General features: G+C 68.1%; 18 protein-coding genes. 2 read left to right on the top strand and 16 right to left on the bottom strand.

Annotated features, from left to right (window positions below; translation table 11 throughout):
* Positions 1-141: 141 nt before the first annotated feature.
* From ACNQPB_RS18525 to ACNQPB_RS18495, 7 genes are all read right to left on the bottom strand, one after another.
* Positions 142-594 (bottom strand): helix-turn-helix domain-containing protein, encoded by a 453-nt coding sequence (locus ACNQPB_RS18525; RefSeq protein WP_498753889.1) that lies wholly within the window; start codon positions 592-594, stop codon positions 142-144.
* Between the two features lie 132 nt (positions 595-726).
* The gene (locus ACNQPB_RS18520) at positions 727-1,230 is read right to left on the bottom strand and encodes a CinA family protein (RefSeq protein ID WP_498753888.1); all 504 of its coding nucleotides are present in this window, start codon (positions 1,228-1,230) and stop codon (positions 727-729) included.
* Entirely contained in the window at positions 1,227-1,826 is a 600-nt protein-coding gene (pgsA, locus tag ACNQPB_RS18515) for a CDP-diacylglycerol--glycerol-3-phosphate 3-phosphatidyltransferase (RefSeq protein ID WP_498753887.1), read from the bottom strand. The genes ACNQPB_RS18520 and pgsA overlap by 4 nt, the downstream gene beginning before the upstream one ends.
* 45 nt (positions 1,827-1,871) lie before the next feature.
* A complete protein-coding gene (locus ACNQPB_RS18510; protein ID WP_498753886.1) occupies positions 1,872-4,715 on the bottom strand; it encodes an FtsK/SpoIIIE family DNA translocase in 2,844 nt (947 codons plus the stop codon).
* 90 nt (positions 4,716-4,805) lie between these two features.
* A complete protein-coding gene (locus ACNQPB_RS18505) occupies positions 4,806-6,497 on the bottom strand; it encodes a ribonuclease J (protein WP_498753885.1) in 1,692 nt (563 codons plus the stop codon).
* 27 nt (positions 6,498-6,524) lie between these two features.
* Positions 6,525-7,436 (bottom strand): 4-hydroxy-tetrahydrodipicolinate synthase, encoded by a 912-nt coding sequence (gene dapA, locus ACNQPB_RS18500; RefSeq protein ID WP_498753884.1) that lies wholly within the window; start codon positions 7,434-7,436, stop codon positions 6,525-6,527.
* Positions 7,437-7,512: 76 nt separating this feature from the next.
* Complete coding sequence (locus tag ACNQPB_RS18495) at positions 7,513-7,776, bottom strand: hypothetical protein (protein ID WP_498753941.1); 264 nt, start codon at positions 7,774-7,776, stop codon at positions 7,513-7,515.
* 293 nt (positions 7,777-8,069) lie between these two features.
* On the opposite strand from ACNQPB_RS18495, the gene ACNQPB_RS18490 reads away from it, so the two are divergent.
* The gene (locus ACNQPB_RS18490) at positions 8,070-8,333 is read left to right on the top strand and encodes a hypothetical protein (RefSeq protein WP_498753883.1); all 264 of its coding nucleotides are present in this window, start codon (positions 8,070-8,072) and stop codon (positions 8,331-8,333) included.
* A 5-nt stretch (positions 8,334-8,338) separates the two neighbouring features.
* Positions 8,339-9,853, top strand: a complete 1,515-nt coding sequence (locus ACNQPB_RS18485) for a CYTH and CHAD domain-containing protein (RefSeq protein WP_498753882.1) — start codon at positions 8,339-8,341, stop codon at positions 9,851-9,853.
* Between the two features lie 30 nt (positions 9,854-9,883).
* On the opposite strand, the gene ACNQPB_RS18480 is transcribed toward ACNQPB_RS18485, so the two are convergent.
* The 9 genes from ACNQPB_RS18480 to ACNQPB_RS18440 all read right to left on the bottom strand — a co-directional run bounded on the left by ACNQPB_RS18480 (position 9,884) and on the right by ACNQPB_RS18440 (position 17,787).
* Positions 9,884-10,369, bottom strand: coding sequence for a hypothetical protein (locus ACNQPB_RS18480; protein ID WP_498753881.1), 486 nt, complete (start codon positions 10,367-10,369; stop codon positions 9,884-9,886).
* Positions 10,370-10,372: 3 nt separating this feature from the next.
* Positions 10,373-11,131 (bottom strand): 4-hydroxy-tetrahydrodipicolinate reductase, encoded by a 759-nt coding sequence (gene dapB / locus ACNQPB_RS18475; protein ID WP_498753880.1) that lies wholly within the window; start codon positions 11,129-11,131, stop codon positions 10,373-10,375.
* Between the two features lie 109 nt (positions 11,132-11,240).
* Positions 11,241-11,696 (bottom strand): molybdenum cofactor biosynthesis protein MoaE, encoded by a 456-nt coding sequence (locus ACNQPB_RS18470; RefSeq protein ID WP_498753879.1) that lies wholly within the window; start codon positions 11,694-11,696, stop codon positions 11,241-11,243.
* A complete protein-coding gene (locus tag ACNQPB_RS18465) occupies positions 11,686-12,189 on the bottom strand; it encodes a MogA/MoaB family molybdenum cofactor biosynthesis protein (RefSeq protein ID WP_498753878.1) in 504 nt (167 codons plus the stop codon). The genes ACNQPB_RS18470 and ACNQPB_RS18465 overlap by 11 nt, the downstream gene beginning before the upstream one ends.
* Complete coding sequence (moaC, locus tag ACNQPB_RS18460; RefSeq protein ID WP_498753877.1) at positions 12,186-12,716, bottom strand: cyclic pyranopterin monophosphate synthase MoaC; 531 nt, start codon at positions 12,714-12,716, stop codon at positions 12,186-12,188. The genes ACNQPB_RS18465 and moaC overlap by 4 nt, the downstream gene beginning before the upstream one ends.
* A complete protein-coding gene (locus ACNQPB_RS18455) occupies positions 12,713-13,978 on the bottom strand; it encodes a molybdopterin molybdotransferase MoeA (RefSeq protein WP_498753876.1) in 1,266 nt (421 codons plus the stop codon). The genes moaC and ACNQPB_RS18455 overlap by 4 nt, the downstream gene beginning before the upstream one ends.
* Before the next feature lie 68 nt (positions 13,979-14,046).
* Positions 14,047-15,648 carry a molybdopterin-dependent oxidoreductase gene (locus ACNQPB_RS18450; protein ID WP_498753875.1) on the bottom strand — a complete coding sequence of 534 codons (1,602 nt, stop codon included), beginning with the start codon at positions 15,646-15,648 and terminating at the stop codon, positions 14,047-14,049.
* Complete coding sequence (locus ACNQPB_RS18445) at positions 15,645-16,937, bottom strand: sensor histidine kinase (RefSeq protein WP_498753874.1); 1,293 nt, start codon at positions 16,935-16,937, stop codon at positions 15,645-15,647. The genes ACNQPB_RS18450 and ACNQPB_RS18445 overlap by 4 nt, the downstream gene beginning before the upstream one ends.
* On the bottom strand, positions 16,924-17,787 hold the full coding sequence (locus ACNQPB_RS18440; RefSeq protein ID WP_498753873.1) for a response regulator transcription factor: 864 nt from the start codon (positions 17,785-17,787) through the stop codon (positions 16,924-16,926). The genes ACNQPB_RS18445 and ACNQPB_RS18440 overlap by 14 nt, the downstream gene beginning before the upstream one ends.
* Between the last annotated feature and the right edge of the window lie 194 nt (positions 17,788-17,981).

Here is a 17,981-nt window from a genome sequence, read left to right as displayed (position 1 = left end):
AGCCTGGACCGCCCCGGGCCCAGGCCCAAGCTCGAGGCAATCACACACAAAAGGAGGAGGCTCCGGCGCTGTCGCCGGAGCCTCCTCCTTGGTATTTATGCCGCTTGGTGTTTATGCAGCTTGGTGTTCATGCCAGGATGCTCAGCGTGCAGCCGAAAGCATGCCCGGGGTGAAGTCGCCGCCGAGTTCCACACTGAGTTCGCGGTCCAGGTCGCGTCCGTAGCGCTGGGCGAATTCCTGCGGAACGGTATCCGGGACTGCAACGCCTTCCGCAACGGCCACGCGGTCGCTGACTTCACGGAGCATGCTTGACAGCGGGACGTCCAAAGCTGTGCAGATTGAGGACAGCAACTCGGAGGATGCTTCCTTCTGGCCGCGCTCCACTTCGCTCAAGTAGCCGAGGGATACGCGGGCGCTGTGCGAAACCTCGCGGAGGGTACGGCCCTGGCGCTGGCGGACATCGCGCAGAACATCACCGATCTCGTGACGCAGTACAACCATCTTGCGCTCCTTCTGCTCGCGCGGTGCCGATTCGGCCAGGCCCACATCCTTCCAGCGGACAACGCCGTTTACGGATACGGGCTGCTTAACCATCTGTATCGCCTTGCTCCCTCTTCGATCCGGGGCTCCCGCAAAGGGTGCCCCGCTTGACTTACATCCTAGGCGCCCCGGCTCTTCCGGAGCGACACAATGTAACAACTATCGGGCTGGCTTTTTTGTTCCCGCTTACTTTACCTGCGGTAACTCGCCGTCGCGCAAGAGCTCCAACGTCCTGGCCAGGGCCGCGGCGGCGGCTTGTTCCCTGATCTCGGCGCGCCCCCCGGAAAAGGCGTAGCGGAACGCCTCGCTGCCCCGGCCGGAGGCCACACCGATGAAGACCGTACCCACTTCTTTTCCGTCGTGCGCGTCGGGGCCGGCCACGCCTGTGGTGGACACCCCGACGTCGGCACCGCAGGCGGCCCGGGCGCCCTCCGCCATGGCGCGGGCAACTTCAGCGTCCACCGATCCGGCCTCCGCGAGCAGTTCCCGCGGCACGCCGAGGACCGCGGATTTCACCGAGTTCTGGTAGGCGACCACGCCGCCCTGCAACATGCCGGAGGCTCCCGGAGTGTTGGCCAGGACTGCGGCGACCATGCCCGCGGTGAGGGATTCCGCCGTCGCCACCGTGATGCCCTTGGCGATGGCCAGCGCGACGACGTCCGCCGCGGTTTCCTGTGCCGGCCGGCTCATGCGCGGCGTCCTGCCGCCCGCAGCCTGAGGGCCTGGAAGACATATTCGACGCCGGTCCAGACGGTGATCGCGAGGGCCGCGAGCATCACGGCGAACGCCAGCCAATAGAGCCAAGGGGCCATCGAGGCCAGCGGCACGATGAACAGGAAGATAGCCACGGTCTGGACAACTGTCTTGAGTTTTCCGCCCCGCGAGGCCGGCATCACGCCGTAGCGGATCACGAAGAAGCGCAGGGCGGTGATCCCCCACTCCCGCACGAGGATGACGATGGTGATCCACCATGGCAGCTCTCCCAGCGCGGACAGGAGCACCAAGGCAGAGCCGATGAGCAGTTTGTCCGCGATCGGGTCCGCGATCTTGCCGAAGTTGGTGATCAGGTTCCGGCTGCGGGCGATGTCGCCGTCGAGCTTATCCGTGTAGATCGCCGCTGCGAAGGCGACGACGGCGGCCCAGCGCCAGATGCCGTGCTCGCCGTTGTCGGCAAGCAGGAACCAGATGAAGAACGGAACGAGCGCGATGCGCAGCATCGTCAGGATGTTGGGCAGGTTCCAGATTTCGGAGCCGGAACCGGCTTTGCTGCCTTCGGATATAGTCACGCCTCTAGGCTACCGTCCGGTCTGCGCTTACCGTCCTGTCCCTGTTTACCGTCCGGTCAGTGACCAGGCGTCCTCGCCGTCCTCGTCCTCGCCGCCGTCAGCGCCGTCGTAGTAGTCGATCGCCTGTGTGCGGTTGTCCAGGTCCGCCGCCACGAGGTCCTCGGCATAGCCGCCGACGGCGATGTTCGCGTTCGCGTTGTCGCTCAGGGCGGTGGTCCGGGCGTCCGGGGTGGCGGGAGCGTCGCCGCCCTTCATCGCGGCCAGCACGGCGGCGAGGTCGTCCGGTTTGACGAGCACATCGCGGGCCTTGGAGCCCTCGGACGGGCCCACCACCCCGCGCGACTCCAGCAGGTCCATGAGGCGTCCGGCCTTGGCGAAGCCGACCCGGAGCTTGCGCTGCAGCATCGACGTGGAGCCGAACTGCGTGGTGACCACGAGCTCGGTCGCCTGGAGCAGGACCTCGAGGTCATCCCCGATGTCGTCGTCGATCTGCTTCTTCTGCGCTTCGGGCGCGACGTCGTCCCGGTACACGGCCTGGAGCTGGCCCTTGACGTGCTCGACCACCTTGTGGATCTCGGACTCGGTAACCCAGGCGCCCTGGACACGCATCGCCTTCGAGGCGCCCATCGGCAGGAACAACGCGTCACCCTGACCGATCAGTTTTTCGGCGCCCGGCTGGTCCAGGACCACGCGGGAATCGGTGACGGAGGACGTGGCGAAGGCCATGCGGGAGGGCACGTTGGCCTTGATAAGGCCGGTGACGACGTCGACTGAGGGGCGCTGGGTGGCCAGCACCAGGTGGATGCCGGCAGCACGGGCCAGCTGCGTGATGCGCACGATCGAATCTTCGACGTCGCGCGGAGCCACCATCATGAGGTCCGCGAGCTCGTCCACGATCACCAGCAGGTACGGGTACGGTTTGATGACGCGCTTGGAATCCGGCGGCGGAACCACCTTGCCGGCCCGGACGGCCTTGTTGAAGTCGTCAATGTGCTTGTAGCCGTAGTTGGCCAGGTCGTCGTAGCGGGCGTCCATCTCCCGGACCACCCATTGCAAAGCTTCGGCGGCCTTCTTCGGATTGGTGATGATGGGCGTGATGAGGTGCGGCACGCCCTCATAGGCGGTGAGTTCCACGCGCTTGGGGTCCACCATGACCATGCGGACCTCGTCCGGCGTGGCACGCATGAGGATCGAGGTGATCATCGAGTTCACGAAGGAAGACTTACCGGCACCTGTGGCACCGGCCACGAGCAAGTGCGGCATCTTGGCGAGGTTGGCCACGACGTAGCCGCCCTCGACGTCCTTGCCCACACCCATGACCATCGGGTGGTCCGTACGGCGGGCGTTCTGGCTGCGCAGCACGTCGCCCAGGGACACGGTCTCGCGGTCGGTGTTGGGGATTTCGATACCGATGGCGGACTTGCCGGGGATGGGGCTGAGGATCCGGACGTCGGAGCTGGCCACGGCGTAGGAGATGTTCTTGGACAGCGCCGTGACGCGTTCCACCTTGGTGCCGGGAGCCAGTTCGATCTCGTAGCGGGTCACGGTGGGGCCGCGGCTGAAGCCCGTGACGGTGGCGTCGACGTTGAACTGCTGCAGGGTATCCGTCAGGGCGGCCACGACGGCGTCGTTCGCCTCGGTCCGTTCCTTCGGCACGGATCCCGGAGTCAGATTGTCCGAGGCCGGAAGTGTGTAAGTGACGTCGCCCGCCAGGGACAGCTGCTCGGTACGCTGCGGGATCGGCGTTGGCGGCGGAGGCGGGCTGACCGGCGTCGAGGGGACCTTGACGGCGGGCGCGACGACGGGAATCGCCTCGGTGGGGTTCTCGCCGCTTGCCGGTCCACTCCCGAGTCCTTGGGCTGCCTTGATCTTCTCGACGGCGATTTCGGCCTGCGTGGGACGGCGGACGCCCGGGGGCACCAAGGGTGCCTTCGGCGCTGCGGCCTTGCTTCCGGCACCGTTTTCGCCGTCGACCAGTGCGTGCTCGAAGGCCTCGTCCCCGACGTAGCCTTCCAGCCCCGGCTCGTCATCCTTGTCCTTGCCGAAGAGGCGCATGCGCTTTTTCTTCTTGGGGGCGGGATGGTCGTTCTCGTACAGGTAGCTGCGGTCATGGGAGTCGCCGGTGCCGTCCTCCATGAGGTCCACGCCCATGAGGTGTTCGTAGGCGCCGCGGATGCGCTGCGGAATGGCCCCGAACGGCGTCGCGGTGACGATCAGCAAGGAGGTGAAGGCGAGGACGGAGTAGACGAGGACCGGCACCGCGGTGTGGATGGCCGCCAGTGGCGCGGCGGCGAGGAAACCAAGCATGCCGCCGGCGCGGCGGAGCCCGTCGAAACCGTCCGCGACGGCCGGCTGGCCGCCGATGATGTGGGCCAGCCCGCTCCCGGCGAAGGTCATGATGAGGAAGCCGATGCCCACCCGGTTGTTCCCGCGGCCGTCCCAGGGCTGCCGGAACAGCCGGAAAGCGCAGACCAAGAGCATGAGCGGCAGCAGGAGGGACATCCAGCCGAACGTACCGTTGACCACGCTGTAGACGAGGTCCGGCAGCCAGCCCCTGAAGCCCCACCAGGCAAACGTGGCGATGAAGATGCCGAGCACGAGGTTGAACAGGGCGGCGCCGTCGCGGCGTTCCTCCGGGTCGAGCTCGCTGACGTCATGGCCGATGCGCCGCACACCGGCGCCGACGAGGTGGCCGATTCCTTGCCAGGCTCCGGCGAGGACCCGGACGATCCACGGCTGCTGCGCTTCGGCGCTTGCCTTGCCGCGCGTTCCGCCACGGGACGCGGAGCTGCTGCCCCTGCTGGATTTTGCGGTGGCTCCGCCCCGGCCGGATCCGCCGGACTTACTGGTGGAGTTGCCTTTAGGCGCGGAGGAGGTACGAGTCGCCATACTCGCCACGGTACCGCAAACGGCCCGGAATCCTGCGGATTTCCGGGCCGTTCGACTTTTCGGGCCACCCAGGGCCATGTTGCCTGTGAGCTACGCCTCCAGGACCACCGGGATGATCATCGGCCGGCGGCGGAGCTTGCGGTTCACCCAGGTACCGATCACGCGGCGCACCACCTGCTGCAGCTGGTGGTTGGTGTGGTCCGGGTGGTTGACCACGGCCTCTTCGAGGGCGGCGTTGATCTTGGGCACGATGTCATCGAACACGGTGTCGTCCTCCGCCACGCCCCGTGCATGGATCTCCGGGCCGGAGACGATCTTGCCGGTGGTGCGGTTGATGACGGTGATGACCGAGATGAAGCCTTCGTCCCCAAGGATCCTGCGGTCCTTGAGGTCGGCGTCGGTGATCTCGCCGACACTGGAGCCGTCGACGTAGACGAAGCCGACTTCCACCTGGCCGGCTACGCGGGCCTTGTGGTCCTTCAGGTCGATCACGGTGCCGTTGTCCGCGAGGATGACGTTCTCCGAAGGTACGCCGGAGTCCTCGGCGATCCGGCCGTTGGCGATCAGGTGCCGGGTTTCGCCGTGCACGGGCATCGCGTTGAGCGGTTTGAGGATGTTGTAGCAGTAGAGCAGTTCGCCGGCGGCTGCGTGCCCGGAGACGTGGACCTTGGCGTTGCCCTTGTGGATGACCTCGGCGCCGAGCTTGAGCAGCCCGTTGATGATCCGGAACACCGCGTTCTCGTTGCCGGGGATCAGGCTCGAGGCCAGGATGACGGTGTCGCCGGTACCGACGACCACCCGGTGGTCGCCGTTGGCCATACGGGACAGCGCCGCCATGGGTTCGCCCTGCGAACCGGTAGACATCAGGACCACGCGGTGGTCCGGCAGTTCGTCGATGTTCTTCAAGTCGACCAGGATGCCCGGCGGAACGTCCAGGTAGCCCAGCTTGGCCGCAATGGCCATGTTGCGGACCATGGAGCGGCCCACGAAGGCCACGCTCCGGCCGTGCTTGGCGGCGGCGTCCAGGACCTGCTGCACGCGGTGCACGTGCGAGGAGAAGGAGGCCACGATGATGCGCTTCTTCGCCTGGCTGAACAGCCGGTCCAGGGTGGGGCCGATTTCCTTTTCCGCGGTGGTGAACCCCGGAACGTCCGCGTTGGTGGAGTCGGCCAGGAAGAGGTCCACGCCCTCTTCGCCCAGCCGGGCGAAGTGGCGCAGGTCGGTGATCCGGCCGTCCAGCGGCAACTGGTCCATCTTGAAGTCGCCCGTGTGCAGCACGTTGCCGCCTGCCGTGCGGATGAACACCGCGAGGGCGTCCGGGATGGAGTGGTTGACCGCGACGAATTCGCATTCGAAGGGGCCGAACTGCTCGATCTGGCCTTCGGTGACGGTGAGGGTGTACGGCTTGATCCGGTGTTCCTGGAGCTTGGCCTCCACCAGTGCAAGGGTCAGCTGCGAACCCACCAGGGGCAGGTCCGGCTTCAGGCGCAGCAGGTACGGCACGGCACCGATGTGGTCCTCGTGCCCGTGGGTCAGGACGACGGCGACGACGTCATCCAGCCGGTCTTCGATGTAGCTGAAGTCCGGCAGGATCAGGTCCACGCCCGGCTGGGTCTCTTCGGGGAAGAGCACGCCGCAGTCGACGATGAGGAGCTTCCCGTCGATTTCGAATACGGCCATGTTGCGGCCGATTTCACCCAGGCCGCCAAGGGGCACAATCCGGAGCGTTCCCTCCTTGAGCTTGGGTGGAGTGGTAAGTCCGGGAAGGGCGGTTTGGGTCATAGTGCGCTACTTTCCGGCGGAATTTTCCTAGACGGTGAAGTCCATTCCGGCTTCCGCCAAGTCCTCGCGGATGGTGTTGATCTCGTTGGCGTCCGGCTCCACGAGGGGCAAGCGGACATACGAGTTCGGCAGGACTCCCTGCCATTTAAGAATCTGTTTGGCGGCGACGGCGCCCTGGATGCGGGTCATGGTGGCACGGATGACCGGCTCCAGTTCAAAGTTGATCTTGCGCGCGGTGCCGAAATCGTTGGCGATGACTGCATCAACCAGTTCGCGGAAGCGGCGGGTGGCGATGTGGGTGGTGACGCCCACCAAGCCGACAGCGCCGAGGGCCATCCATTCGAGGGTCAGCCCGTCGTCGCCTGAGTAGAAGGCGAGGTCCGTCTCACGCATGACGCGGGTGGCCGAAGCGAAATTGGCCTTGGCATCCTTGACGGCCACGATGTTGGGGTGCGCAGCCAGGCGGATCATGGTCTCCGGCGCGATCTCGGTGGCGGAACGGCCCGGGATGTCGTACAGCATCACCGGGACGTCGGTGGCGGAGGCAACGGTCTCGAAGTGCGCCTGGACGCCGGCCTGGCTGGGCTTGTTGTAGTACGGGGTGACGAGCAGGAGCCCGTCGACGCCGAGCTTCGCGGCTTCCTGCGAGAGGTGCACGGAGTGCGCGGTGTCGTTGGTGCCGGTGCCGGCGATGATGGCGGCACGGTCCCCGACGGCGTCCTTGACGGCACGGAACATGCCAAGGTTTTCCTCGTCGGTCAGGGTGGAGGTTTCACCCGTGGTTCCCGTGACGACCAGTCCGTCGCAGCCATCGTCGACCAGCTTGCTCGCCAGTTCCGCCGCCTGCTTGTAATCGACTTCACCGTCTTTGGTGAAGGGGGTGACCATGGCGGTCAGCAGGGTACCGAGGGCAGGAACATTTGCGCGGGAGTCAGACATACGAAAAACGTTACCTTGTCAGCCGCACGATACGGGAATGGGGGCAAGGTGTCAGTCGTCAAATTCACATCCGTCGTCAGATCCGCCCGGCACAATACCGCTCGACGGCGGCCTCCCGCAGCTTGTCGGCCCAGGCGCCAAGGCGCTGGGCTGAACGGACGTAGTCGAAGAGTTCCGCGGGCGTCAGGGCATCCAGGTCGGTTTCCGCCAGGCGCCTGGCGAGCTCGGCGCCGGGAGGTTCTTCGATGAGGAGGGTCCCCTCGCGTTGCCACTGCACGTCTTCCGGTGGTTCGCCGTTGACGAGCTGCCTGAAGAGGAAGTCGACCACCCCGGGGCTCATTGCTTTCATGGGCCCGTCCGCTTTCATGGGCCCGTCCGCTTTCATGGGGCCATCCGGCCTGGGGTTTTTCATGCGGACATATTATTCGAACATATATTCGAACACAAGGTGCGGGAACGGTGCGCTGCCGGATGATGGACCATGCATCGGGGCCGTCGCCGTAATCCGCGGCCCGGCCCTTCTCGGCGGCTGCCGCCGGTCCTACAATCGGGGTGTGCCGGGCCGGACAAGGCACCGACGGCCCAACGGACACGCGACACCATCCCAGCAGGTGCCGGCAAAGGACGTGCGCCATGACGAACATCCCCGCGCTGATCAGCGCGCTGCGCCCCGAAGAACTGGATCGGCTGCGCCGGCTCGGACGGGAACAGCAACTGGACCCTGCCGCCGTCGAGGCCCTCGACCGCGCCGCCGGCGGACCGGGCGAAGGCCGCGGCTACTACATCGTCCACGGCAGCCTCGAACCCCGCGAAAACCGCGCCTACTACCTGCGTGACGACGTCGCCGATGCCGTCCTCGCCAGCGTCCTGGACAGCCCGGCGAGCCCCGTCGCCTGACCCCCATGACCACGGCGGAAAGCACCGAATCAGAGCGCAAGTACGAGCCCGGCCCCACCGCCCGGACACCGCTCTTCCTCAACATCCCCGGCGTCGAACACACCGGGGACCCATCCGAAATGCTTCTCGAAGCCGTGTACTTCGACACCCCGGACATGGAACTGGCCAAGCGGGCAATCACCCTGCGCCGCCGCACCGGAGGACGCGATGACGGCTGGCACCTGAAACTGCCGCTCGGTCCCGATGACCGCCAGGAAATCCACGCGCCCTTGGGCCGGCCTGATGAGGTCCCTCCCCGGCTGCTCGAAATACTGGCCGCCTACACCCGCGGCAGGGAACTTTCGCCCACGGCCCGGCTCACGACGCGGCGGACCACCACCCGGCTCTACGGGCCGGGTGGGGAGCACCTCGCGGACTTCTCCGACGACCACGTCCATGCGACAAGCCTCAGGGGCCTGGAAAAAGCAACCCATTGGCGCGAATGGGAACTCGAACTCGTCCACGCCGCACCTGAGTTGTTCCACGCCGCCGGGCCTGTGTTCGCTGCCGCCGGCGCCCAGATGGCCAGCCACAGCTCCAAGGTTGCACGAGCCCTCGGCGACGGATGGCCGGGCGACGCGAAACGGCCCCCCATCCGGGTGCGCAAGAAGGGTCCTGTCCAGGACGTCGTCCTGGCCTACATCGATGACCGCATCACCGAGATCCTCACCCACGACGCGGGGGTCCGCCGCGAGGAGCACGATGCACTGCACGGCATGCGCTCGGCCGTCCGGAGAACCAGGTCGGCACTTGCCATCTACCGGCCGTTGTTCGACAAACGGGCCGTGACCCGGCTGCAGGACGAACTGCGCTGGATCGGGCGTATCCTCGGCAGGCCCCGCGATGCGGAGGTCATGCGCGCCCGGATCCTCGCCAATCTCGGTGAACTGCCTGAGGAGCAGGCGTCAGGACCTGTCCGGGGACAGATCGAGCACGAACTCGGCGCCAGCTACGACGCTGGATACCGCCGGGCGTTGGCGGCGCTGGACTCGTCCCGGTACTTCCGGCTGCTGGGCGCCTTGGAGGCCTTCCGCGACCATCCGCCCGCCAAGCCCAAAGCTCGGCGCAACGCCCGCAAGGCCAGCGCCAGGCTCGTCGACAGGGCCATCGCCCGGCTGGAAAAATCCGGGCGCAAGGCGAGCAAGGCCGCGGCCGGACCCAAACAGGACAAAGCGCTGCACAAGGTCCGGAAAGACGCCAAACGCTTGCGCCACGGCGCTGAAACCATTACTCCCCTGCACGGCAAACCCGCCAGGAAACTCCGGAAATCCAGCCACCGGCTACAGGAAATCCTCGGCGACCACCAGGATGCCGTCATCGCCCGGGAGCTCCTGGCAGGCTTCGCCGCTTCCCCTGATCTCAGCGAAGTAAGCCGGACGAGCTACGAGCAACTGGTCCGACGGGAAGAGAAGACCGCCAAACAGGCCCACGCCGCGTACGTGAAAGCGAGGAAAAAGATCCGGGGTCGTCGTCTGGGCTGATAGCCGCCGGAAGGCGGGGCCGTGCGTGGATCAGGCGCCAGCGGCGGGCCGCCCGCGGAACAGCCGCACGGCGTCGCGCATGGAAGCGCGGGCACGTTTGCGGTCCCCGGCGGCATCGTAGGCGCAGGCGAGACGGAACCAGGAGCGCCAGTCCTCCGGCGCCGCTTCAGTTTCCACCCGGTACTTTTCGAATTCGGCGTCAGCTGCGGCGCGAACGATCCGGCCGCCCGGAGTCCGGGGCAGCCGGTCCTCCGGAAGGCCGCCTTCGGCCTCCAGGATCCTGGCCATCTGCTCGGTGCGGGCACCGAACATGAGTTCGCGGATCATCGCCCAGGCGCCGACCATCGGCAGCACCAGGTAGGCCGCACCGATCGCCTTGGCCACGAGGTTGGCGTCGCCGAGCAGCAACAGGGAACGCTGGAAGGAAACCGCCAGGTACAGCACCAGCAGCAAGGTGATGGCGCCGACCCAGATCTTGGTGCGGTAGTTCTTGACCGCGGACCACAACGCTTCCATGGCTCAGAGACCCAGGTCCAGGTAGCCGTCCAGGCCCACCGTCAGGCCCGGGTGTCCCGCGACATTGCGCAGGCCCAGCAGCACACCGGGCATGAAGGAGGCGCGGTCGTAGGAGTCGTGGCGGATGGTCAGCTGCTCACCCGGTCCACCCAGCAGGACTTCCTGGTGTGCCACCAAGCCGCGGAGCCGGACGCTGTGGACGCGGACGCCGTCCACTTCGCAGCCGCGGGCTCCGTCAAGGGAGGTTTCGGTGGCGTCCGGGCTGGCCGGGACGCCCGCTTCTTCACGGGCTTCGGCGATCAGCTGGGCGGTGCGCACGGCGGTGCCGGACGGCGCATCCACCTTGTTGGGGTGGTGGAGTTCGATGATTTCCACGGACTCGAAATACTTGGAGGCCTTGGCGGCGAAGGCGGAGGCGAGGACCGAGCCGAGGGCGAAGTTCGGGGCGATCAGTACGCCGGACTGCGGGTTCGCGGCCAGCAGGGCGCGCAGGGCGGCCAGGCGGCCGGCGTCCCAGCCGGTGGTGCCGACGACGGCGTGCATGCCGTGCTCGACGGCGAAGCGCACGTTCGCTTCGGTGCTGTCCGGGACGGTGAGGTCCACGATGTACTTGGCGCCGGCGTCGAGCAGGGTGTCGAGGGAGTCGTTGCGGCCCAGGGCGGCCACAAGCTTCATGTCCGGGGCGGTTTCCACGGCCTTCACGGCTTCGGTTCCCATGCGCCCGGAGGCCCCCAGCACGGCGACGGCAAGTTGTTCGGTCATGGCGTTAACCCTACCGTCGGGCGGGGCCAGGCCTTGAACCGGTTACGGGTGCCGCTCCCCCGGCGGCCCCCCCACAGGCCCGGGCTCCTATTCCCCGGCCCCGGACCTACTATTCCCCGGCCCCGACCCATTCGACGGTGCCGTCGCTGAAGAACTGTTCCTTCCAGATGGGGACCTGTTCCTTGATCCGGTCCACCAGTTCCGAGCAGATCGCGAACGCCTGGCCTCGGTGGGCGGCGGACACCGCGCACACCAGTGCGGGGTCGCCGATCTCCAGCTTGCCGACGCGGTGCGCGGCCCAGATCTTCACGGGCTGCTCCGCCTCCTCCGAATGCTCGGCAACCAGGGTTGCGACGACGTCGGCCAGCACCTGGTGCGCCGTAGGGTGCGCGCTGTAGCTGAGCCGTTCCACGGCCTTGCCGCCGTCGTGGTTGCGGACGACGCCGCTGAAGCTCACCACGGCCCCCGCGGTGTCCGATTCAACGGCCGCGATGGCCTGGTCCACGGAAATCGGCTCGGCGCTGAGCACGGCGTGGACCACTTCGAAGCTGCTTTCAGTGACCATGGCTTCCTTCCAGTTGCTCGCATACGTGGGCGAGGACGGGGTCCAGGACGGCGAGCCCGTCCATGACGCCTTTGGGGGACCCGGGCAGGTTCACGATGAAGGTGCGGCCCGCCGTTCCGGCGTGGCCCCGGCTCAGCATGGCCAGCGGGGTCTTCGCGGCACCGGCCCGGCGCATGCCTTCCATGATGCCCGGGATTTCCCGGTCCAGCAGCGGCAGGGTGACGTCGGGGGTCCGGTCGTCTGGGTTGAGCCCGGTGCCGCCGCTGGTGATGATGACGGCGGGTTCCTGGCTGAGCAGGGCGCGGATCGCGGCACCCACCGGCTCGCCGTCGGGCACCACCATGGCCGGAAAGGTATCGAATCCGTGTTCGGCGAGCCAGTCTTCGATCACCGGGCCGGTCTCGTCCCGGTAGATTCCCGCCGCGGCGCGGGTCGAGGCAATGACGACGCCGGCCTTGCGGGGCCCGTGTTCGCCGGGTTCGCAGCCGCTCACTGCCGGGCCTCCCCGCCGGGCGTCCCGCCGTCAAGGCTCCAGTCGCCGCTCTTGCCGCCGCTTTTCGCGAGGACCTGGATGCCGCTGATGACGGCGTGCTTGTCCACGGCCTTGATCATGTCGTAGACGCTGAGCGCCGCCACGGACGCCGCAGTGAGGGCTTCCATTTCGACGCCGGTGACTCCGCGGGTCTTGACGGTCGCTTGAATCTGTACCGAGTCGCTGCCAAGCTCGAAGTCCACGGTGACCTTGGAGATCGGCAGCGGATGGCACAGCGGGATGAGCTCGGGGGTCTTCTTCGCTGCCATGATCCCGGCGACGCGGGCCACGGCCAGGGCGTCACCCTTGGGCAGCTCGCCGGCGCCGAGCAGGGCCAGGACCTCAGGGGTGCTGCGGACCGTGGCGGTGGCGGTGGCTTCGCGGGTGGTCACGGCCTTGCCCGAGACGTCCACCATCTGGGCGGTACCGTCCTGGCGCAGGTGGGTCAGGCCGCCGGCGGCATCCTGGATGTATTGGGAATCACTCACAACATCCATACTTCCACTTCCGCGCCGGCTTCGAGTTCCGTGACGTCGGCGGGCACGTGGACCAGCGCGTTGGCGTTGGCCAAGGCGTGGACCAGGTGCGAACCGGGGCCGCCTTCCAGGCGCACCCGGCCATCCGGCAGCAGGCGGGCCCGCCGCAGCTGGTGCTTGCCCGCGGGCGAGCTGAGGCGTTCCGTGAGCTTCGCGCGGGGTGCCGGCCGGGGCGCCGGCGTGCCGAGGACGGCGGAAAGCGCGGGACGAAGGAACATTTCGAAGGAAACCAGGCAGCTTACCGGGTTGCCCGGGAAGCCGAGGAACGGGACACCGTCGAAGGTTCCGATGCCCTGCGGGCCGCCCGGCTGCATCGCCACGGACAGGAACTCCACCGGGTGCTCCGCCATGGCCTGCCGGACCACCTCGTAGGCGCCCTTGCTGACGCCGCCGGTGGTCACGATGAGGTCTGTGCCGGTGCCCCGGCCGCGCAGCAGCCCGAGCAGCACGGAGGGGTCGTCGGAGGAAATGGCGCTCCGCGTGACCCTCAGCCCGGCCTGGCGCATGGCGGCCTCGAGCAGGGTCCCGTTGGCATCGTGGATCTTGCCAGGTGGCAGGGGCCGGCCGGGCTCCACCACTTCGTCCCCCGTGGTCACCAGGAACACGTGCAGCGGCCTGCGGACCTCCACCTCGGCAACGCCGAGCGCGGCGAGCAGGCCCAGTTGCCCCGGGCCAAGGCTGCTTCCGGCGGCGAGCGCCAGCGTTCCGGCGGCGATGTCGCTGCCGGCTGCACGGACAAAGCTGCGGGCCTCCGTAGCGGGAAGGTCGACGACGGCGTCCGCGCCCGGTTCGGGGAAGCGGTCCGGCACCGCACTCTCGATGGGCACGACGGCGTCCGCTCCGGCAGGCATCATCGCGCCGGTCATGATCGGGGCGGCGCTGCCCGGGAGCAGTTCCTGGGGCGCCGTACCCGCCGGAATGGGGGCAACCACCTTCAGCCGCGCACCGCCGATACCAACACCGCCGGTTCCAACACCGCCGGTTCCAACGCCGTCAGTACCGCCGCCGTCGTGCGGGAAATCCAGGGAGCGGACCGCGTAGCCGTCCATCTGGGAGTTCGCGAACGGCGGCAGGTGCCCGGGCGCCAGGACGTCGACGGCGAGCGCCCGGCCGAGTGCCTCCAACAGCGGAAGGCGTTCGCTGCCCTTCGCTGCGGGCAGCCCGGCGAGGAGGCCGCGGACGGCATCGGCGTGCTCGGCGACGGATAGGGCCACAGGGGTACCTCCGGTGTTGGGCGGATCGTGCTGCCAGCCTACGGGATCACGGCACGCAGCCCGCGGAGTCAGCCGGCTGTGACCGTGATGGTGTGGTAGCCGGCTGCGCCGTCCGGGGCCACCGGGGTTCTCTGTTCGGGCTGCGGGGTGCCGCTGGAATCGGTGGCCCGGACCTGGATCTCGTGCTCGCCCGGACCCAGGTCAAGGCCGCGACGCCATTGCACCCACGTGTCCTTGGAGATGCCGGCTGCCAGCGTCGCTTCCTGCCACGGGCCGCGGTCCACGCGCAGCTCCACCTTGCTGATCCCGCGGTGTTGGGCCCAGGCGACGCCGCCGAACTGCACGGTTCCCGCTTTGACGGAGGTGCGCAGCCGCGGGACGTCGATGCGGGACTGGGTCTTGATGGGCCCCAAGGCACTCCAGCCGCGGGGCGTCCAGTAGCCTTGGTCGTCTACGAAGCGGGTGACCTTCAGTTCAGTGAGCCACTTGGTGGCCGAGACGTAGCCGTAGAGGCCCGGCACGATCATCCGCACCGGGAAGCCGTGTTCGAGCGGCAGCGGTTCCCCGTTCATGCCGACGGCGAGCATGGCGTCCCGTCCATCGGTGAGGGCTTCAAGGGGGGTGCCGGCGGTCCAGCCGTCGCTGCTGACAGAGAGCACCATGTCCGCGCCCTCCTTGGGACCGGCCATGGCCAGGAGTTCCCGGACCGGCCAGCCGAGCCAAAGCGCGTTGCCGATCAGGTCTCCGCCCACCTCATTGGAGACGCAGGCGATGGTGATGTGGCGGGCCGTCATCGGCTTGGCCAGGAGATCGGCGAAGGACAGCCCGACTTCCCGGTCAACCATTCCGGTGACTTTGAGCTTCCAGTCGTCCGGGCTCAGGGTCGGGACGATCAAGGCGGTGTCGATCCGGTAGAAATCCGGATTCGGGGTTACGAGGGGCGGGATCCCCGGGACGTCGAGTGCGGCACCGGCCGGGATCGCCTGGGCAGGTGTCGCGGGCGCCGGCAGGGACAGGGCGCTGCGGGCGGTGTCGGCCAAGCTCCCTGCCCGGCGGATGACGGCCGTCACGGTTCCGGCGACGGCTGCCCCCGCGGCCCCGATGCCCAGCACTTGCAGGAATCCGCGGCGGGCCAAGGGCGCGGTTTCCCTCGGCCTTGTCCGCGCGGCCGCACCGTTTCGCCGTGTGCCGAGGCCGGCAGGGTTCCAGAGTGCCAACCGTCTGACGAGGATGCGAAGCAGCACCATCGCCAGCACCGCTGCGGCCACCGGGGCCAGCACTGCAATCTGTGGCGCTTGTGCCCGGGTGAGCACCGCGGCCAGCCCTGCTGCGCCCGCGGCGCCGGCGAGGACCACCCCGATCCCGGCCCTGCGGTCCTCGAGGATTCCGGCGACGGCGGCGAGCGCCAGGGTGACCAGGCCGATGGAGGCGATCAGCACGGCCTTGTCCGCGGTGCCGAACCAGGTGACGGCAAGGTCCTTGACCCCCGGCGGGACGGCATCGATCACGGCACCGCCGAGGGCGGTGACAGGCGACACCCCCGGGCTCAAAAGGGCGGCGAGCAGTTCGCCGAGGGCGACGCCGGCCCCCACGGCAACCAGTCCGGCCGCGGCGGCCCAGCGGGCCCGGGCCGCGGTGGTTTTCACGGCTGGACGTGGTGCCGTACTCATGGCGTGTCCTTCCCTGGTGTTGCCGCTCGGGCGGCTGTGGTTTCGTGGTCTTTGGTGTCGGGGTTTTTGGTGTCGTGGTCTTTGGTCTCGCTCGCGGCCGGCAGGCGCAGTTCGAAGCGGCAGCCGCCATCGCGGTTAGCCACCGAGACGCTGCCGCCGTGGGCTTTGACGATCCCGGCGACCATGCTCAGGCCGACGCCCGCTCCGCTGAAACGCGAACCGCCAGGTCCCGGGCCGCCGTCGTCGCTCCTGCCGCGCGAGGGATCTTTCTGCCAACCGGTCTCGAAGATGTGCACAAGGTCTTCCTCGGCGATCCCGCCGCAGCTGTCCTGGACGGTGATCACGAGTTCCGACCGCTCGGCCGCTGCCCCGTCGACTCCAACGGCATCAACGTTCGCGGCACCGACACTTACGGTGCTGTCCGGCCGGCTGAAGATGACCGCGTTGTGCAGGATGTTGCGCACGGCCCGGCCAAGGCTGGGCCCGTCGGCGACGGCCATGCACTGGGCCACGCCGCCGCCGTCGAGCGTGATTCCGCGCCTCGCGGCCAGCGGCGCAAGGTCGGCGATGGCGTCGCTGAGGAGGTCATACAGGTCCAGTGCCTCGGCCCGCAGCCGAAGGGTTCCGGCCTGGATGCGGGAGAGTTCCAGAAGGTCGTTGACCATGGCCGCCATCTGTTCGCTTTGGCTGATGATCTTGCGGTGGTAGGCGGAGGGGTCCTGGGCCATTCCGTCTTCCAGTGCTTCGGCCATGGCGCGCATGCTGGCCAGGGGCGTGCGGAGGTCGTGCGAGATCCAGGAGACCAGTTCACGGCGGGCGTTCTCGACGGCGGTCTCCCGCTGCCGGGATTCCTCGAGCCGGACGCTGCTCTGTTCGAGTTCCCTGGCGAGCCGGGCCAGCTCCGAAGTCATTGCCGGCAGTCCGCGGCCGGCCGGGAGCCCGCCGTCCGGTCCACCAGCGCTGCCGAGCTGCCGGGCGGCCGTGACAAGGCGCGCGGCGTTGCGCGACACTCCGGCGCCCAGGACCAGGGCGATGCCGAGCGCGACGGCGGAGGCCACCGCGAGGATGTACCACATGACTTCCAGGTCCCGGGCGGAGATGAACATGGCGTTGAAGGCACTCACCATCCCGGCCACGAGCACCGCCACGGCGGCCACGACCACAAGGCAGACCTGCACCAGGATGGAGGCGCGGCGGAGGTAGCGCAGCAGGACGATCGTTACGGCGCCGATCGCAACGGCCCAGAGCAGCACCCAGCCCAGGATGGCCAGCAGTTCAGCGCTCTCCATGGCCGGCCTCCGGCTCTCCCTGCGAACCGCGCGCGGCCAGCGGTCCCCGGCCGTCGTCGTCGGGCGCCGGCGGGTCGAAGCGGTAGCCCACTCCCCACACGGTTTTCAGCAGCCGCGGCGCCGTGGGATCGTCTTCGATCTTTTCGCGCAGGCGGCGCACGTGGACCGTAACAGTGGAGAGGTCACCGAAGTCCCAGCCCCAGACGGCCTTGATCAGCTCTTCGCGGCTGAAGACCTGCCGCGGCCGGCGGAGCAGGAACGCCAGGAGGTCGAACTCGCGCAAGGTCAGGGCGAGCGGTTCACCGCGGTGCAGCACGGTCCGGGCGGCGGAGTCCAGGACGAAACCGGCGGTTTCCACGGGCGGCTCCGGCGCGGACTCCTTGATGCTGCGGCGCAGCACGGATTTCACCCGGAGCACGAGTTCACGGGGCGAAAAGGGTTTGGTGACATAGTCGTCGGCACCTGTTTCCAGGCCGAGGATGCGGTCGTCCTCCGTTCCCAGCGCGGTGACCATGATGACGGGGACGCTCATGGTCCGGCGCAGCCTGCGGCAGACCTCCACGCCGTCGAGCCCGGGCAGCATGCGGTCGAGCAGGACAAGGTCCGGCTGCCAGGCGGCGGCAACATCCAGTGCGCTGAAGCCGTCCGCGGCGATCCGCACCTGGAAGCCGGCCCGCGCCAGATAGTCCCGGACGACGCCGGCCAGCGTTGCCTCGTCCTCGACAACGAGGATGCGTCGGTTGCCCGGTTCATCGGGCCGCTGCTCGGAAGCCTTGTTCACACTCCCAGCATAGGTTTGCGGCCCGTCCGCGTAGCGGTTCCCCGCAACTGAAGCAGGATCCGTTGGCATTCCGTAAGAACTGTTTTCACTGCCGGCCGAAATGCGACGGTTCCCGGTGGGGAGCTTCCGCCCCGGTTGGCGTAGCCTGAAAACATGAGTGTTGGACTGGGTATGCCGCTGGTGCGCGCGGACGGGGATGCCGGCAAGGGCGCCGTACCCCCGCCGCGCCCTCAAAGCGTCCCCGCAGGCCTGTTCGACGCCCA

It is taken from the genome of Curtobacterium sp. LFS079, assembly GCF_047977865.1.
In the GTDB taxonomy this organism is placed as follows: domain Bacteria; phylum Actinomycetota; class Actinomycetes; order Actinomycetales; family Micrococcaceae; genus Arthrobacter.
Note: the sequence above shows the minus strand (reverse complement) of the source record. Positions and strands in the feature narration are given on the sequence as shown.

Bases quoted from the DNA above. Each gene is read 5' to 3' on its own strand.
- ACNQPB_RS18525 (WP_498753889.1), bottom strand. From the start codon at position 594: ATGGTTAAGCAGCCCGTATCCGTAAACGGCGTTGTCCGCTGGAAGGAT.
- ACNQPB_RS18520 (WP_498753888.1), bottom strand. From the start codon at position 1,230: ATGAGCCGGCCGGCACAGGAAACCGCGGCGGACGTCGTCGCGCTGGCC.
- ACNQPB_RS18510 (WP_498753886.1), bottom strand. From the start codon at position 4,715: ATGGCGACTCGTACCTCCTCCGCGCCTAAAGGCAACTCCACCAGTAAG.
- ACNQPB_RS18505 (WP_498753885.1), bottom strand. From the start codon at position 6,497: ATGACCCAAACCGCCCTTCCCGGACTTACCACTCCACCCAAGCTCAAG.
- dapA (WP_498753884.1), bottom strand. From the start codon at position 7,436: ATGTCTGACTCCCGCGCAAATGTTCCTGCCCTCGGTACCCTGCTGACC.
- ACNQPB_RS18495 (WP_498753941.1), bottom strand. From the start codon at position 7,776: ATGAGCCCCGGGGTGGTCGACTTCCTCTTCAGGCAGCTCGTCAACGGC.
- ACNQPB_RS18490 (WP_498753883.1), top strand. From the start codon at position 8,070: ATGACGAACATCCCCGCGCTGATCAGCGCGCTGCGCCCCGAAGAACTG.
- ACNQPB_RS18485 (WP_498753882.1), top strand. From the start codon at position 8,339: ATGACCACGGCGGAAAGCACCGAATCAGAGCGCAAGTACGAGCCCGGC.
- ACNQPB_RS18480 (WP_498753881.1), bottom strand. From the start codon at position 10,369: ATGGAAGCGTTGTGGTCCGCGGTCAAGAACTACCGCACCAAGATCTGG.
- dapB (WP_498753880.1), bottom strand. From the start codon at position 11,131: ATGACCGAACAACTTGCCGTCGCCGTGCTGGGGGCCTCCGGGCGCATG.
- ACNQPB_RS18470 (WP_498753879.1), bottom strand. From the start codon at position 11,696: ATGGTCACTGAAAGCAGCTTCGAAGTGGTCCACGCCGTGCTCAGCGCC.
- ACNQPB_RS18450 (WP_498753875.1), bottom strand. From the start codon at position 15,648: ATGAGTACGGCACCACGTCCAGCCGTGAAAACCACCGCGGCCCGGGCC.
- ACNQPB_RS18445 (WP_498753874.1), bottom strand. From the start codon at position 16,937: ATGGAGAGCGCTGAACTGCTGGCCATCCTGGGCTGGGTGCTGCTCTGG.
- ACNQPB_RS18440 (WP_498753873.1), bottom strand. From the start codon at position 17,787: ATGCCAACGGATCCTGCTTCAGTTGCGGGGAACCGCTACGCGGACGGG.